Origin of the sequence: Endozoicomonas montiporae CL-33 (assembly GCF_001583435.1) — a bacterium.
Taxonomy (GTDB): domain Bacteria; phylum Pseudomonadota; class Gammaproteobacteria; order Pseudomonadales; family Endozoicomonadaceae; genus Endozoicomonas_A; species Endozoicomonas_A montiporae.
The window spans coordinates 2,732,791-2,746,725 of sequence record NZ_CP013251.1 but is presented as its reverse complement, the minus strand read 5'-3'; the positions used below and the strand labels follow the sequence as shown (position 1 = coordinate 2,746,725).

Genomic DNA, 13,935 nt, shown 5'->3' with positions numbered 1-13,935 from the left:
GGGATGTATGCCCATATTTGCACGTTTAACCCTATTTTTGCGTGTTTCGTTTCTAGCTAGGGCATTTTTAGCAAGTTCGGGAATATTTTGCAATGACGGAAGATGAAATGACTTTATTTATTAATCGCCTTGCCCGCTTACTGACCAGTAGCAATGACGTGGATATTCGCATCGATGAGTTCTTAACCAGAGACGAGGTATGTGACCGTCTGAAAGTCACCCGCGAAACCCTGCGCAAGCGGATCCGTTCCGGAGAGTTCCCCGAAGCCGTCAAAGTGGCCGGGCAAGAACGCTGGCCAACCTCCCTGATCAATCAGCACATTTACAAAACCAACCATCATTTGACCGCCAGTCGGGATCTGCGGAACGAAGCCCGCGCAGCTATTGAAGAGGCGATGGCATGAATCAGTATCAATATTTTCGTGTTACCACGCCCCAGGGGGAACTGGTGGATTGTGTTTATACATGCAATGAGAAATCAGCAGCCAAGATTGCATTTGAACTGTTTGCGAAAGATTTTCCCCAGCTAAAAAGCTGGGCAGACCTTAGAGTAGAAGCTCAAGGAGACGACCATGTTTCATTTTGACAGGGATGCAGAAATTGTTGATGCCCTGCGTAACGATCACTCTTTCAGCTTTAAAGAAACCTCCAAAGTATTGCGCTATGGCCGGTGTCCTGAGTGCAACCGCAAATCAGTATGGGTAAAGATAGAGAAGCCCGGACGTGTTTTTTGTGATCATACCGATAGCTGCGGTTACACAGAAACTACCCGCAGCCTTTACCCGGATCTGTATGAAAACTATGTCGAACGATTCCCTGCAACAGTTGACGATCCGAATGCCACAGCACGAGCCTATCTGGAAGAGGCTCGCGGTTTTAATTCTGGAATTATTGCCGGGTGGTATTCGCAGGGATGTTTTCAGTCAAACGGTCTTATGGCTCCTACTGTTTATATAAAGCTTTGGGAAGGAGCCTTTGAAGAGCGCTTGATTGATAAAAATCATATTGCTCAAGCCAAAAGAAAGAACAACTACTCAAGAAATACACCGAAGGAAGACCGCCACTGGCAGCCGCCTGGCTTTACTCTGGAAGAAGGCGATATCTGTGTAATCACTGAAGGCATTTTTAATGCTTGGGTGTTTTACCACCTTAATCAGGATATTCAGACCAATTACAAAGCAGTTGCAGCTTTTGGCGGTAGTAATCTTGCTCGCAACTTAATTAAAGAGAATGTCGGTAGAGATATTGTTTGGGTACTGGCATATGACAATGATAATGGCGGATTGAAACACCTTTCAGACCATATCAAGTTTATAGAGGATCTGGGTGAAACCGTACAAGTAATGCTTTGTCGCGGAAAGAAAGACTGGAATGAAGAATATGTCGACGGAAATTTAGATCGTAAATATCTAAACGAAAGCCTGTGGCGTGGTTGTCTATCTCAGGCAAAAGATGAGAAAGAAAAAGCATTCTGGCTATGGCTAAGAAATCCACTGCCCAGACTTGTTATTGACCATGGTAATGCCTTATGGCGCTTTAAGCTCAGTGATAAGGCACTGTCTGATTTTGAAGAAACATTCGGTGAAGATAGCCGCAGTCATTTCTGGACAGAACCAGATGCAGAGCTTTCATCGGCAATGAAAGTTTTTGCTGGGTATTCTGGACAACCTGTACAGATTAGCCCTGTATACCCTGAATTCCTGTACACAGAAGAAGATTCTGTAACCAGAGATCGGTGGTATGTGTTTCGCATTACTTTTAAGAACCGAAGCCAGCCAAGAATAATTTCCCTAACGGCCGGTGACCTGAAAAGCCCAGGCGCTTTTAGTGAAGCACTGAAAGACAATACTCCAGGTGGGCGTTTTAATGGTGACGCCAATGATATGGAAATACTCGAAAAACGTTGGTTTGACTATGGCATCAATATTGTAAGAACCCTGTCTTTTATTGGCTATGACAAAGATACAGGTGTTTATGCATTTGTTGGGGAAGACAATCCAAACAATCCTAACGCCCCCAAAGACTTTGGCTTTTATAACAGCAGCATGCTGAAAAGCAACCAGATGGGCTATTTGCAAGCTGGGAACCACAGCATTAAAAGTAATGCAAATGACATCAAACTGACCCGATCTAATAAACAATGGACACCTGACTGGCTACCGCTTTTTCACCGTGTATTTACCGATAAAGGCATCGTAGCGATGGCATGGTGGCTTGGAACCCTTTTTGCGGAACAAGTTAGAAAGGAATTTAAAAGCTGGCCATTTCTTGAAGTAACTGGTGAAGCTGGCGCTGGTAAATCCGCCATGCTGAACATCTTGTGGCGTCTGGTAGGTAGAGAAAACTATGAAGGAGACAGCCCCCAGCGGGGTTCAAATGTTGGCTCTGCTCGGGGCATGGCACAGGCTTCAAACTTTCCTTTTGTTCTTCTGGAAGGTGATGCAGACAGCAAATTTAATGTAGAAGAACTGAAGCCTCTGACTGACTACGGCGGCATCCTGCGCCGTACTGGTTTAAAAAAACGTGGGACAGACACAGACGTTATTACCTTTAAAGGTGGCTTGTGTATTAGCCAAAACAACATGGTTAATGGCTCAGAAGCCATTATGTCGAGAATAGTTCACCTGCACTGTACCCGAGACCACCACATACCAGGTGAGTCCGATATTTGGTTTCGCAAGATGATGAATCTTCGGGCTGAAGACTTATGTGGCTGGCGAGACCTTGCCTTGGAAAATGAAGGCAGAATTTTAGCTCGGTTCCGAAAGGAGTTTGCCCGGCTGGAAATTGAATTCAAACGTCGTAACAGCAAAATGATGATCCGTATCGCTGAATTCCATGCCATGACAGCGGCATTTATCCACTGTCTGCAAATTATCTTTAGCCCTAAATATCTGACAAATGTCATGTGTCAGCATCTTGAAGAGTACGTGTGGGAAAGAGCGCAGGATAGAGAGAAGAGGCGCAGAACTGATGATCCATTAGTCGAGCAGTTCTGGGAATATTTCGAACATATGAACCGCCCAGGTTCAGACAGCTTTGGCCGAGACAGACTGAACCATTCAATAAAGCCGGAATACATCGCTATCAAAATGACTGAGTTCGAAGCTATGTGCAAGCAGCACAACCTGAATGGCCTAAGTACCCGCATGCGAGACCTGAAGCCATTACTAAAAAACAACCAGAGACACCCATTTGTAAAGATCGGAAACGTTAAAAGCAAGATCCTCGGCAATGGAGAAACTGCCTATTGCTGGATTTTTGAAAAAGATCCCAGAGACAAAAAGAAGCAAGCATAAACCGGAACAGTGGGTATATGCCAAAAACACCGCACTACCCGCACCAATGATTAGAAAAACCTTAAAAGACAGATATACCAATGACTTACACAGATATAGACAACTTCACTTTTACTGCACCAAGCATGAACCGAGGTGCAAATTTTGAATTTATAAAACTGCACCAGCATGGAACCCGCAACCCCAGAGAAATCAAAGGCTTGAGAAAAACAGTGAACTAAGGTGCAGCTTCCAGCTTCACCTTCAAACCCGCATGAGACAAGGGCTACAGCTTGAAGTGCGGAAAGCGCGGAAATTTCACAACCTACCCTGCGGAAAACAGAACATGATGAACGCCAGAGAAGAAGCCAGACAGGAAAACCACAAACGCGACTGCCTAGCCAGACACCTGATCAGCCAGCCATTCAGCCAGCAGCGCGACTTTTTAAAAACCATGAAGGTGCCAGCTCTTAAACAGGACATTACCCGCCGCATGAGAGAGCAGCTTGCCCTGCAAATTGCCGACATGCCCCAAAACCTGCGCCAGATGCGGTTCACCCAGTTGAAAGAACTGGCCAAGCGAAGCCAGCGCAATTACGAGTGGTACGTGGATATCCGCAACCGCGTCAACGACATATTAAAGACCAGGAACGCCAGTCATGTTTAACAGCCCACTGTTCAGGCTGGCTGATCGGTACCCTGCACTGGATCTGATCAAGCTGAAAATACTGGCAATGGTGGCAGATTATGAAGGCGCTGCCATTTGTGACATTGCTGCCGAGCTGGCCATGCCGCACACCGAAGTTCAGCACCAGGTGGCCATGTTGGCAAAAGGCAGACGAGGCAGGGAAAAACACGGCATGGATCTGTTAATGGTCGGTGCCGATCCTTACGACAAACGACGCACCAGTCTGCGACTCACAAAAAAAGGCTGGACAGTCTTTCAAACCATTAAAGTGTTAACCGGGGAGTAAGCACCATGCAAATAACAATGGAACAGTACACAGCATCCACCCGCGCTTTGATCAATCTGGCGTACTCTGGCACATCCGCAGCCAAGACCGCCGCGCAGGTTTTGCTCAGTGCGTTCAACGGTGAAGAGTGGCAGCTAAATATTAATGACCTCAGTCTGCTGGACTCTAACCATTTGCGTCATGCACTGACGTTTATTGTTGCGCGGGTAACACTGGGTACAGAGCCACAGGAGCTAATCGAGAACGGCAATCAGGTATTTCTGGATTTATGGGACAGCTGGAACCATTACAACGTCAATAACCGCTGGAAACGCCAGTGCCCGGAATGCTACGGAACCGGCAAACAGTACAGCAACATGGACGACGACAACGACCTGACCACAGAAATCTGCATCAACTGCAATGGCACCAGCTATGTCAGTGAAGGAGTGTACGCATGACGACGGTAACCACCAGAGAGCCCGACGTTTATAAGGTAGACATGACGGTCAATGGCAGAGTGAAAGGCGAATCAGCCAGTAGCGTTGTCCGGCATACGTTCTATGTAAAAAACTGCCCTTGTGATACCTGCCCATGGTTAAACCGCTGCACAAAGTTCTGCAAAAAATTTAACTACTGGGTACGCACCGGCAAAGAGATGGTTGATGATTGGGAGTAAAAAAAAGCCCACTGGAAAAAGGCCAGTGGGCGTAAAAGCGAACAGTCAAATAGGGCAAATTAGTTTGCTGGAATCCGGCAAACTAATACATAAGAACACCACACAAAAACCTATGACTGATTACTTACGGCAGACCACACAAATCATTGATGTTTGTTGCAATAATCAGTTTCCTGAATTATAGTTCTAATCGTTCCAGCAAAATCTGGAATCCGGATTATCACCCCGGTCTAAAAGGGCAGCACAAGCCGCCGACATGCGGTTTTTTTTGTGCCAGAATTCAGCATACCTGCCAGTTAATGACAGGCTTGTTGGGGCTGCGAAAGCAGGCCGGTTACCTTTTACCGGTGGTGATAACCCTGACAAGCCTGTCGCCAATCAGACTTATCACCCTGGGCGACAGGCTCCACCAAAAGGAGCCCAACATGACAAACGTCGTCGCCTACCGCCCAGAGTTTCGCGAAGTATCCGGATCCGCCGCTGCTGCGGTCATGCTCTCCCAGTTTTTCTACTGGTCACAGAACAAAACCACCCGCCAGCGCAATGGCTGGTTCTACAAAACCGCCAAACAAATCACCGAAGAAACCGGACTCACCCGCAGCGAACAGGAAACCGCACGCCGCCGCCTGATTGCAGCCGGACTCATGCAGGAAAAGCTGTGCGGTGTACCTGCAAAAGTCTGGTTCTGCCTTGACCTGCACACACTCGCCAGCCAACTAAAACGCATCGGATCGGCACTGGCCGACACTCTGCTGGAAGTCACCCGCCCTATTGCCAAGGTCAGCAAGAAAACCGCCATGAAAGCAGTAGACATGGTGAAAGAATTTACTGGCCAGCAAGACGCAAAACCCATGGCAACCTTTGTTGATCACAAAGCCCCGTTTATTCAATTTTCAGCAGACGACTTTGCCGAATGCAATATGATGATCCGCAATTACATCGGACATATTGAACAGTGCGCCACTAATAATAAAAAACCGGAACTGGTGCGATTGTTTCGCCGGTTCGGATTGAATAGCCATTATGTACAAAAGTGTTTTACCAACCACCTGAAGCAATTTATTAGCTGGTTTGATAAAGCGAAAGATTCATTAGAGCCATGGAAAAAAGAACTATTAATGGCTGATTATAAGGGACTCACCGAAGAAGCCTGGGAACAAGCCAAAAACGTCACACCTGCCACGATTAATGCTTAACGGAGTAACACCATGAATACACAAAAACACCTCCGTAACACGTTACTGACCATCACTTTAATTATGACCTTCGGTTTCGGCTGGTCACTGGCTCCCGGTTATCAGGGTGGATTGTTTGCCTTAACACTGGTCACCATGCAGGCTGCTGCACTGCTGCAACTGCCTGCGATGTTTCAGGAAGAAAAGCGCAAGGATTCAGGCTGGGGAATGCTGGTGTGTGGTGGCAGCGTTGTTGCTGTGGTTGCTTTCAGTGTGATGGCGAGCGTAGCCACATTGTCGGCCGCCGAAGACCGCGACATGCAAATCCGCCAGCAACGGGAAACCCTGCAAAGTGCCATCAACGGTTATATGGCAAGGGACTATGTCACCCGCGCACTGGAAGTACAGAAAGAACTGGACGCGCTGCCTGTTATCCAGCCCACCGGATTGTACTCTGCCGCTGTAAGAATTGAGCAAGTAACACCGTTACCGGGCGTTACTGTAGTCAATGGCTTTATTGTTCTGGTGGCATTAATGCTGGACGGGCTGGTGATACTGCTATCCCGTAGCACTCAGCCAGTAACGAACCGACTGTATTCCGAAGCACCACAGGCACCCGTAACCCATGAAGTAACAGAGCAACCCCCCGTTACTATCAGCGTTACTCCTGAAGTTCAAAGCGTTATTGAAGCACTGGACAATGGTAAAATTGAGCGACTCTCAGTAAGACAAGTTCGGGATCTGCTCAAGTGCAGCCAGAGTGATGCTATGACTATCACCAGAACCTGTAAGCAGTTGGAATTGAAGGTGTAAGCAGATGCAAGACAACAATATCAATCAACTAGCACTGCTGGAACTATCAATAGAATTAAAAGCCCTACAACGGCAAAAACCAAGAACACCTGAAGAACACCGAAGCCGAAGAGAGCAAATTACCGCAGTTGGTGAACTGATCAGCGTTATTAATTATGTAGAACAAACCAACAGCCAAGCGGCTAGGAGTCAGATGTGATTCAAATAATGGAAATTCCTCTTCAGCACATTGGGATGATTGAGCTTGTTTCCTTTTTCGTAGCAGAAGCATATAACCAAACAGGTAGTAAATTCAGTGTAAACTGGCATGGTTCAAAAGGGTATTTAAGCCATTTAGAAATTAGTGCTGAAGGTTTTCAAAAAGAAGACACCAACAGAGTTTTTAGGAATGACTTATTTACCAAGAATGGAAAGTTTAGGAAAAAGACACTGGAGGTTAGTTATTGTCATGACAGTGGTGTTCACTTGAAAATCAAATAACCTTTAATAAAAAGCCAGACATCAATCTGGCTTTTTTCAACGGAGCAAAGACAATGGAAGAAAACAATAAGTACCGAAAATGGTTGCAACAGGTGGCTGATACATCACACAGCCATATAGAACCTTACCGTGGTGATAAACCATGGAGAAGATACTACGAACAAGGCTTAACACCGAAACAAGCATTCCTGAAAGAATATCCAAGGTATGAGGAAAATAACGATCAAGAGATTTTCAGAATGTTTGAGAAAATCACAGTCAATAATAATGAACCGGCATGCGTTCATTACACTATGGACGATTACCCGGAGATTGTTAAAGACTACCCGTAAAACTGGCTATAGAGTTAGGTGAATAATCAGAAGTAACCGATTAAAAAGCCAGACATCAATCTGGCTTTTTACCTTCCAGCGCATCAATTTTTTCACTCAGCCTTTGAAGCTCCACCAACACCTGCGCCAGCGTGCTCTCCTGCTCCAGTGACGACTCTACCCGATGAAGGTACTCACTGTTGATCGAACGTTTATTCTGTCTTGCAGCCTTGCTAATTTTTTCGTGCACCTCTTCAGGTACCCGCAGGCTGTAGACAGGCCATGACCTGCTCATTGCAGCCTCCCGTATGTATACCGTGCTAACACATATTGTGTTAGCTATCCCAGTCTTACGGGTAACTGCACCGTGCAGTTAATCAAAAAACTGCTAACTTACTGTCAGGTCAAAAAAAAATCCGATACAAAATCAGGTAGGACAATGTCGAACGATAAATTAGACGACAAAGCAAAGTGGCTTATTAACACGCTGAAAGAGCCAATGAAAGAACCGGGCACAACGTTAAACTATGACCCTTTGAATAAAAAACTGATTCTGATACAGATGCCGTGTCATGACTGCGTCTCAGAAGCTGCTTCGGATGAAGAACGAAAGGAAAAGGCGATGAACTTACTTGAGATGGTGAACACTCTGATCGATGCGGCAGCTACACATGAACAGATAACTCTCAGTAAAGGCACTCTGGCGGGCATGAGTCAAACATTGATGCGGATCCGGAACCTGATCCATACCCAGTACACCGAGTACAAACTGGATCCATAAAAAAAGGGGCTATGAAAGCCCCAAAGGTATGGAGTGTTTGTTAGGTCTGCGCCAGTAGTCGCTGCTTTTCAGCGAGTGGCATACGACGGAAAAACTCTATCAATAAATTATCTGTTTCAGTTTTAGGAGGCCGGATATCATTCATGTGTGCCAGGCTCATTTTGAACCGGGCATCACAGTCCGCATTCTGGCAAATACAGTACAACTCGCGCACTGAATCACTGATTGTGTTCGTGTCGGTTATTCGTGATTTAGACCGGCAGTGTGGGCAAGTAACTCGCATGGGGCGCTCTTCATAATCCGTTGTACCTACATGAGACATTCTACAGCCTTCTATCCATCAATTGCATCTTTTACAGGTGTTTGGGTAACGTTACTCAGGTGCCACCTGAGCCAGTGCCGGAAAATCAAACTGAAATGGCGTTACCCGACGAAAGTGTTTATTCAAGTCCATAAAGGACTGCGCCAGTGGTTTAGTTTCATTCTGAACGTACACACGGCTAACCTTTTCAATGTCGGCTGAATTGGTTTCTTCAGGAATCACCGCCGACAGCTCGCCCCGCACCCGGTGTGCCACAATGACATCCTTTGCCGACAGATTTTTAACCCGTTCAAATTCATCACGCTGGCTGATATCACCCACAGGTATTACCTGGACACTGTCTTTTTTTCCGTTCGGGATATTCATATACAGGGATTTAAAATTACCGACACCTTTTCCACTGGAGACTTTCTTACGGATCTCATCTTCCACTTCCGGCTTAATGGATGGATCAGTGGTATAGAGAATGTACCCAATGTGGCACCCGTTTTTGTAATACCTGCGCCTGAACAATGTTGCATCTTCATTCAGCAATGCAGACTGCAAACCACCCAGCCAGTCCGGAACCCCGTAAATCTGTTGACCCGTATCGTATTCTGCGGCACGAATCACAGAACCCGGATAAAACTCCGTCTTTCCGGTACCCACAGGATCAAGCATTAAATACTGCTCCTGCCCATCGTTGGTATCCGGCATGCGCCGCATATTCAACGCAGGCAGGTGCGAGATACGGGTGACTTCACGGAAATAGTTAGTATGGATCTGAAAATACGCCTCACCGAATACCAGGTAATCCAGCACCGCCGCTTTAAAGTCACTAATAGCTATCAGTGGATTCTCCACAAAGAAATTAGCCAACATATTGCGCCGGAATATCAGGCAACTTCCATGGTGGGCATTGGCATGCCGCATTCGTGACAAACCGGATCGGGAGATAGGCGGTTCATAATAACCATTGTATGGATGAAGAATAGAGCCAAGGCCGTCGAGCAAATTACCGGAAAGTACTTGTTCCGGCTCTCCAAAAGTAATACTGAATTCACTGCCGTTGCTTTGCTTTTCAGGCCGAACCTTTTTAGTCTGCGTTTGTCTGTTCCGTTTTCTGGCCATGATTAATCATCCGAGAATATATAAGTGGATTCACGCTGCTGCCGATAGTCGAGCCCTTCATTAATCAAGGCATGCATCACCGCCCAGGCTGCATCGGCATGTCCGGTTCGTTCGGATCGGTCGGCGACATAAGTAATCTGGCCACTGCCAGTGGTGGTGCGTCGAATGGTCATAAACCCTGCAGCAATATCCGAATGCACCGCATCCCATTGAATCCGGTTCGAGGTGATAACATCCTGCGCTTTCAACACCAGACGGGTTTTACTGTCGATGGAATAAATAATGGGAGTCGCTGCCGGGTAAAACTGCTGAACCAGATCAAACACACCGGAGCCTGGTCCGGTGACATCGATGCCGATATACTCCACATTGTACTTCTGACAAAGATCCTGAATGCACGCCGCCTGGTATTGCCACGCCACATTTTTTAGAGTGATTTTTTCCAGCACTCTGAATTTACCACCCGGCTTTAATGGCGGTGCGATAATCGCTATACAAGCACCATCCCTTGTACGGCTGGGGTCGTAACCAATCCATACCGGATAATTACCAAAAGGCCGGTCACTTTCAGGATCAAAATCACGGAAGTCGCTAATCTCACAAAGTGCCTTTTCCAGTTCCGACAGTTTGAAAATGCTGGCAGTGTCATCAATAAACCGGCATTCAAACAGCTGGGCGAACGCATCCGGATCATATTCAGTGCGCAACTGTTCAACATCAAACAGGTCACAACCACCTGATTCAGCATTGTGAATGGTGATAACTTTGCGCCACTGACCATCGGGACACACCAGCCCCGCTTCCAGTGCTTTATGGTCGGGAAATTTATCTTCTGGCTGATTCTTTCTGCGCAGGCGTTCGTTATGAATATCACCCGACCAGAACGGATACGCCTGATGTGATTTAGCAGAAGGCGTTGAAAAATAGGTTTTTCGCCAATGCTTATGAGTCGATACCGCTGACGCAACCTTGTTTAATTTTTCAAAGTTCGGTATCCAGAAATACTCATCCACATAAACGTCACCATGATAACCCTGTGACGTTGCCGAATTAGTAGAAAGAAAATAAAGAGTAGAAGTGCCATAATCAGAAATGATTTTGACCTTATCCTTACCCTTTAATTCAACACCGAACCATTCCTGTGCAAACCCGACAATGTATTCACGGAATAAATCAGACTGCGCTTTTGATGCGGATAAAAAGACTTTGTTCCTGCCACTGGTCAGGGCATCCACAAAGGCTTCAGCCGAAAAATAATAAGTAGCACCAATCTGGCGAGATTTAAGAATGTTTCGGGTGCGCTGGTTTCGGTTCAGCCATAACTCATGCTGATAGGAGAACAGGCCAGCGAGAAACGGCTCCAGTATTTCCTCTTCGGATAAACCCCTGAAGTCATTATTCCTGCGTTTGCCTTTGGCTTTTCGTCTGCGTCTTTGCGGTTTCTGTTCGTCACCTTCGGATAAAACAACGGTTTCATCCTCTGAATCCTTCAGGGCTGGCGCAGGCTTCACTACCTTGTTTTGATGGTCATACAGCTTTTGCATGCGCTCCATAACACCGACAATGCGCTCCATTTCGTCCAGATCGCCCGGCTGTTTATCTTCCATATCAGCCAGCAGCACCATGCGCCGGGCAAGCGCCTGCATCGGCTCTTCATCGGAGAGCAGATCATCCCAGCTGTACTTATTTATCCAGAAATAAATGGTACGACGAGGCACGCCAGTCTGGCGGACTATTTCCGCCACCCGGTACTTTTTTAAAAACAGGCTTTTTACAGCATTGCGCACTTCATCGGTATAACTCATACAGTGCAGCTTAAAGATTTAAAGACCGCTTTTAATTAACTTTGATTCGTTCTGTTTCTGATTCAATTAATAACGGAATGGATCGGCATTTAATTCGTTGTTAGGTGTTTAAATCCTGCTTATTGTCACCCTGACAGTAATGATTTTTAAATTTGAATCAGTTGGTCGGGATGAATCAATGCTATTAACAGAATGGAAAACAATCGGCACGGCTGGTGACACCATAGACGGTCGTAAAATTTCCGAACAGGATTTAAAAGACGCGGCAGAAACCTACGACACCGACGAATACACCGCTGTTTTAAATTCCGATCATGCCCTGTCGTGGTATGGCAGCTTTGGTCATGTCCATCAGGTACGTGTAAGTAAAGACAAGAAAGACCGCACCATTCTGCAAGCGAAACTATCCCCGAATAAACGACTGCTGGAAATGAACAGCCAGAATCAGCGCGTATTTTTCAGTATGGAATTAATGGACAACTTTGCAGGCACCGGGAAAACCTACCTTTCCGGACTTGCCCTGACCGACCAGCCTGCCAGCCTGGGCACCAGCATTCTGAAGTTTTCCAGCAAGCACAAAGACAACGACGTTCGTTTTTCTAAGCCGGAAGAACTCTTCCTTGATTTAGAGAGCAGTGCAGAGGGTAAGGCCATGGATGGCTTTTTTTCCCGCATGTTCAGCGCATTTCTTAAAAATGATCCAGCAGCCCGCCAAATTGTAAAACTGGCAAATCAATCCAATCTACCTGAGAAGGACAATAAGTACATGGACAATCAGCAATTTGAAGAGCTAAAAAGCATTCACACCAAAGCATTTGAAGCCATGACTGCTTTTTCCGCACCCAAACAAAGCAGTGAAGGTGCAAAGGAAAAACCTAAAAGCGAAAAATCACAAGAAGATAATCTCCAAACTCAGACACTAGCTGCAATTAAAGAGCTAAACGAAACTATCAAAGGTTTTTCAGAAAAACCTGATGGAAAGGAAGTTAAAAAACCATCTGAACAAACAATTGCAGAGCAAACCTTAGCTGCTATTCAGGATCTCTCTGCATCTTTTCAATCTTTGAAACAAGAAGTTCCAGCAGGACAAAAGCCACCGGCTGGTCGTGGAGCTGCACTTGAAAAGGGCTTTGTGTAGTTCTTTCTGTCCGGGGTGGGAAATAAGGTCATAACAATCGAGAGGCAAACATGCTGGAACGCACAGTCAAACAATTCGCCATGCTGCAACAGGCCATGGCTAAAGCCTACGGAGTAACAGACGTTACCCGTCGTTTTAACGTTTCCATTCCGATGGAGATTTCACTAAATCAGGCAGTACTGGATTCTAATGATTTTCTGAATCGCATTACTACCCTGCCCAAAGTGGACAAGGTAGGCAAGCCATCAAGAGTGCGGATCAGTAGCACACTGGCCAGCCGAACCGACACCAGTGATGGCACCAAACAACGGAAACCCACCAAGATGAAAGCCCCGGAAGGTATCGAATACCGTCTGGAGCAAACCAACTTTGACGTGGCGTTTGATTACGAAACACTGGACTCCTGGGCACGTTTCGACAATTTCATGGAACTGTATATGAATGCGGTTTACCAGCGTATCGGGCTGGATCGTATTCTGATTGGTTTTAATGGTTCCAGTGCTGAAAAAAACACTGACCGCGAAACCAACCCACTGCTACAGGATGTAAACAAAGGCTGGCTGCACCTGCTGGAAACCCATCACCCTGAGAACTTCATGACCGAGTCACAGGAAGACTCCGGTCAAATCACGCTGGGCGCAGCGGGCGACTTTAAGAATCTGGATCATTTGGTTTACAGCGTTGGCTCCATGATCGGTGATGCCAGCAAAAGCGGTGATGAAGTGGCGATTGTTGGTCGCGGCCTGATTGCTCACGACAGTGGCAAGGCACTGGCAAAGTTTGCCCAACAGCCCACCGAGAAATCCAACATCATGGTGCTGGAGAAATCCTATGGCGGCTATCCGTCTATTGTCGTTCCCGGATTCCCTGCAAACGGTGTGATGGTGACCGATCTGGACAACCTGCATCTGTATTATCAGGAAGGCCGGATGCGTCGTAAGTCTGAAGATCAGTCCGCATCCGATCAGGTCGTGGATTTTATCAGCTCCAATGAAGCCTACATGCTGGAAGACTTTGATGCCGCTGCTGCCATTGACGCAGCCAATGTGGTGATCAAAGACGAAGAAGCAACACCGGCTTGAGGCTAAAG

The 13,935-nt window shown here is 46.5% G+C and carries 19 protein-coding genes; 15 read left to right on the top strand and 4 right to left on the bottom strand.

Annotated features, from left to right (window positions below):
• The first annotated feature begins 107 nt into the window (after positions 1-107).
• The 12 genes from EZMO1_RS12595 (at position 108) to EZMO1_RS12540 (ending at position 7,710) form a co-directional block, all read left to right on the top strand.
• Positions 108-404 (top strand): helix-turn-helix transcriptional regulator, encoded by a 297-nt coding sequence (locus EZMO1_RS12595; RefSeq protein ID WP_145912582.1) that lies wholly within the window; start codon positions 108-110, stop codon positions 402-404.
• On the top strand, positions 401-586 hold the full coding sequence (locus EZMO1_RS12590; protein ID WP_034872981.1) for a hypothetical protein: 186 nt from the start codon (positions 401-403) through the stop codon (positions 584-586). The genes EZMO1_RS12595 and EZMO1_RS12590 overlap by 4 nt, the downstream gene beginning before the upstream one ends.
• Positions 573-3,299 carry a toprim domain-containing protein gene (locus EZMO1_RS12585; RefSeq protein ID WP_034872982.1) on the top strand — a complete coding sequence of 909 codons (2,727 nt, stop codon included), beginning with the start codon at positions 573-575 and terminating at the stop codon, positions 3,297-3,299. Before EZMO1_RS12590 ends, EZMO1_RS12585 begins: the two co-directional genes overlap by 14 nt.
• A gap of 325 nt (positions 3,300-3,624) precedes the next feature.
• Positions 3,625-3,945: a hypothetical protein gene (locus EZMO1_RS12580; protein WP_034872983.1), complete on the top strand. Its 321-nt coding sequence runs from the start codon at positions 3,625-3,627 to the stop codon at positions 3,943-3,945.
• Entirely contained in the window at positions 3,938-4,252 is a 315-nt protein-coding gene (locus EZMO1_RS12575; RefSeq protein WP_034872984.1) for a hypothetical protein, read from the top strand. The genes EZMO1_RS12580 and EZMO1_RS12575 overlap by 8 nt, the downstream gene beginning before the upstream one ends.
• Before the next feature lie 5 nt (positions 4,253-4,257).
• Entirely contained in the window at positions 4,258-4,692 is a 435-nt protein-coding gene (locus EZMO1_RS12570) for a DUF7673 family protein (protein ID WP_187300019.1), read from the top strand.
• Positions 4,689-4,910, top strand: coding sequence for a hypothetical protein (locus tag EZMO1_RS12565; protein WP_034872985.1), 222 nt, complete (start codon positions 4,689-4,691; stop codon positions 4,908-4,910). The genes EZMO1_RS12570 and EZMO1_RS12565 overlap by 4 nt, the downstream gene beginning before the upstream one ends.
• A 425-nt stretch (positions 4,911-5,335) precedes the next feature.
• Positions 5,336-6,106 (top strand): hypothetical protein, encoded by a 771-nt coding sequence (locus EZMO1_RS12560; protein WP_145912581.1) that lies wholly within the window; start codon positions 5,336-5,338, stop codon positions 6,104-6,106.
• A 12-nt stretch (positions 6,107-6,118) separates the two neighbouring features.
• Complete coding sequence (locus EZMO1_RS12555; RefSeq protein WP_034872986.1) at positions 6,119-6,898, top strand: hypothetical protein; 780 nt, start codon at positions 6,119-6,121, stop codon at positions 6,896-6,898.
• Between the two features lie 4 nt (positions 6,899-6,902).
• The gene (locus EZMO1_RS12550; RefSeq protein ID WP_034872987.1) at positions 6,903-7,097 is read left to right on the top strand and encodes a hypothetical protein; all 195 of its coding nucleotides are present in this window, start codon (positions 6,903-6,905) and stop codon (positions 7,095-7,097) included.
• A complete protein-coding gene (locus EZMO1_RS12545) occupies positions 7,094-7,378 on the top strand; it encodes a hypothetical protein (RefSeq protein ID WP_145912580.1) in 285 nt (94 codons plus the stop codon). Before EZMO1_RS12550 ends, EZMO1_RS12545 begins: the two co-directional genes overlap by 4 nt.
• 53 nt (positions 7,379-7,431) lie before the next feature.
• Positions 7,432-7,710 carry a hypothetical protein gene (locus EZMO1_RS12540; RefSeq protein WP_034872989.1) on the top strand — a complete coding sequence of 93 codons (279 nt, stop codon included), beginning with the start codon at positions 7,432-7,434 and terminating at the stop codon, positions 7,708-7,710.
• Positions 7,711-7,765: 55 nt separating this feature from the next.
• Here EZMO1_RS12540 and EZMO1_RS12535 read toward each other — a convergent pair whose 3' ends face one another.
• Complete coding sequence (locus EZMO1_RS12535) at positions 7,766-7,984, bottom strand: Arc family DNA-binding protein (RefSeq protein ID WP_034872990.1); 219 nt, start codon at positions 7,982-7,984, stop codon at positions 7,766-7,768.
• A gap of 144 nt (positions 7,985-8,128) precedes the next feature.
• Between EZMO1_RS12535 and EZMO1_RS12530 the strand changes: the two genes are divergently transcribed.
• Positions 8,129-8,470, top strand: coding sequence for a hypothetical protein (locus tag EZMO1_RS12530; protein ID WP_034872991.1), 342 nt, complete (start codon positions 8,129-8,131; stop codon positions 8,468-8,470).
• A gap of 40 nt (positions 8,471-8,510) precedes the next feature.
• Here EZMO1_RS12530 and EZMO1_RS25540 read toward each other — a convergent pair whose 3' ends face one another.
• From EZMO1_RS25540 to EZMO1_RS12520, 3 genes are read right to left on the bottom strand one after another with little or no spacing between them, the layout of a single operon-like run.
• A complete protein-coding gene (locus tag EZMO1_RS25540) occupies positions 8,511-8,792 on the bottom strand; it encodes an ogr/Delta-like zinc finger family protein (protein WP_082211607.1) in 282 nt (93 codons plus the stop codon).
• A gap of 51 nt (positions 8,793-8,843) precedes the next feature.
• Positions 8,844-9,902 (bottom strand): phage portal protein, encoded by a 1,059-nt coding sequence (locus tag EZMO1_RS12525; protein WP_082211609.1) that lies wholly within the window; start codon positions 9,900-9,902, stop codon positions 8,844-8,846.
• Positions 9,903-9,904: 2 nt separating this feature from the next.
• Entirely contained in the window at positions 9,905-11,707 is a 1,803-nt protein-coding gene (locus EZMO1_RS12520; RefSeq protein ID WP_034872992.1) for a terminase large subunit domain-containing protein, read from the bottom strand.
• 139 nt (positions 11,708-11,846) lie between these two features.
• Here EZMO1_RS12520 and EZMO1_RS12515 point away from each other — a divergent pair, with 139 nt between their 5' ends.
• Entirely contained in the window at positions 11,847-12,845 is a 999-nt protein-coding gene (locus tag EZMO1_RS12515) for a GPO family capsid scaffolding protein (protein ID WP_051789329.1), read from the top strand.
• A gap of 50 nt (positions 12,846-12,895) precedes the next feature.
• On the top strand, positions 12,896-13,927 hold the full coding sequence (locus tag EZMO1_RS12510) for a phage major capsid protein, P2 family (protein ID WP_034872993.1): 1,032 nt from the start codon (positions 12,896-12,898) through the stop codon (positions 13,925-13,927).
• Positions 13,928-13,935 lie beyond the last annotated feature (8 nt).

Coding starts and splice junctions, on each gene's coding strand:
- EZMO1_RS12595 (WP_145912582.1), top strand. CDS start 108: ATGACTTTATTTATTAATCGCCTTGCCCGCTTACTGACCAGTAGCAAT.
- EZMO1_RS12590 (WP_034872981.1), top strand. CDS start 401: ATGAATCAGTATCAATATTTTCGTGTTACCACGCCCCAGGGGGAACTG.
- EZMO1_RS12585 (WP_034872982.1), top strand. CDS start 573: ATGTTTCATTTTGACAGGGATGCAGAAATTGTTGATGCCCTGCGTAAC.
- EZMO1_RS12580 (WP_034872983.1), top strand. CDS start 3,625: ATGATGAACGCCAGAGAAGAAGCCAGACAGGAAAACCACAAACGCGAC.
- EZMO1_RS12575 (WP_034872984.1), top strand. CDS start 3,938: ATGTTTAACAGCCCACTGTTCAGGCTGGCTGATCGGTACCCTGCACTG.
- EZMO1_RS12570 (WP_187300019.1), top strand. CDS start 4,258: ATGCAAATAACAATGGAACAGTACACAGCATCCACCCGCGCTTTGATC.
- EZMO1_RS12565 (WP_034872985.1), top strand. CDS start 4,689: ATGACGACGGTAACCACCAGAGAGCCCGACGTTTATAAGGTAGACATG.
- EZMO1_RS12560 (WP_145912581.1), top strand. CDS start 5,336: ATGACAAACGTCGTCGCCTACCGCCCAGAGTTTCGCGAAGTATCCGGA.
- EZMO1_RS12555 (WP_034872986.1), top strand. CDS start 6,119: ATGAATACACAAAAACACCTCCGTAACACGTTACTGACCATCACTTTA.
- EZMO1_RS12550 (WP_034872987.1), top strand. CDS start 6,903: ATGCAAGACAACAATATCAATCAACTAGCACTGCTGGAACTATCAATA.
- EZMO1_RS12540 (WP_034872989.1), top strand. CDS start 7,432: ATGGAAGAAAACAATAAGTACCGAAAATGGTTGCAACAGGTGGCTGAT.
- EZMO1_RS12535 (WP_034872990.1), bottom strand. CDS start 7,984: ATGAGCAGGTCATGGCCTGTCTACAGCCTGCGGGTACCTGAAGAGGTG.
- EZMO1_RS12530 (WP_034872991.1), top strand. CDS start 8,129: ATGTCGAACGATAAATTAGACGACAAAGCAAAGTGGCTTATTAACACG.
- EZMO1_RS25540 (WP_082211607.1), bottom strand. CDS start 8,792: ATGTCTCATGTAGGTACAACGGATTATGAAGAGCGCCCCATGCGAGTT.
- EZMO1_RS12525 (WP_082211609.1), bottom strand. CDS start 9,902: ATGGCCAGAAAACGGAACAGACAAACGCAGACTAAAAAGGTTCGGCCT.
- EZMO1_RS12520 (WP_034872992.1), bottom strand. CDS start 11,707: ATGAGTTATACCGATGAAGTGCGCAATGCTGTAAAAAGCCTGTTTTTA.
- EZMO1_RS12515 (WP_051789329.1), top strand. CDS start 11,847: ATGATTTTTAAATTTGAATCAGTTGGTCGGGATGAATCAATGCTATTA.
- EZMO1_RS12510 (WP_034872993.1), top strand. CDS start 12,896: ATGCTGGAACGCACAGTCAAACAATTCGCCATGCTGCAACAGGCCATG.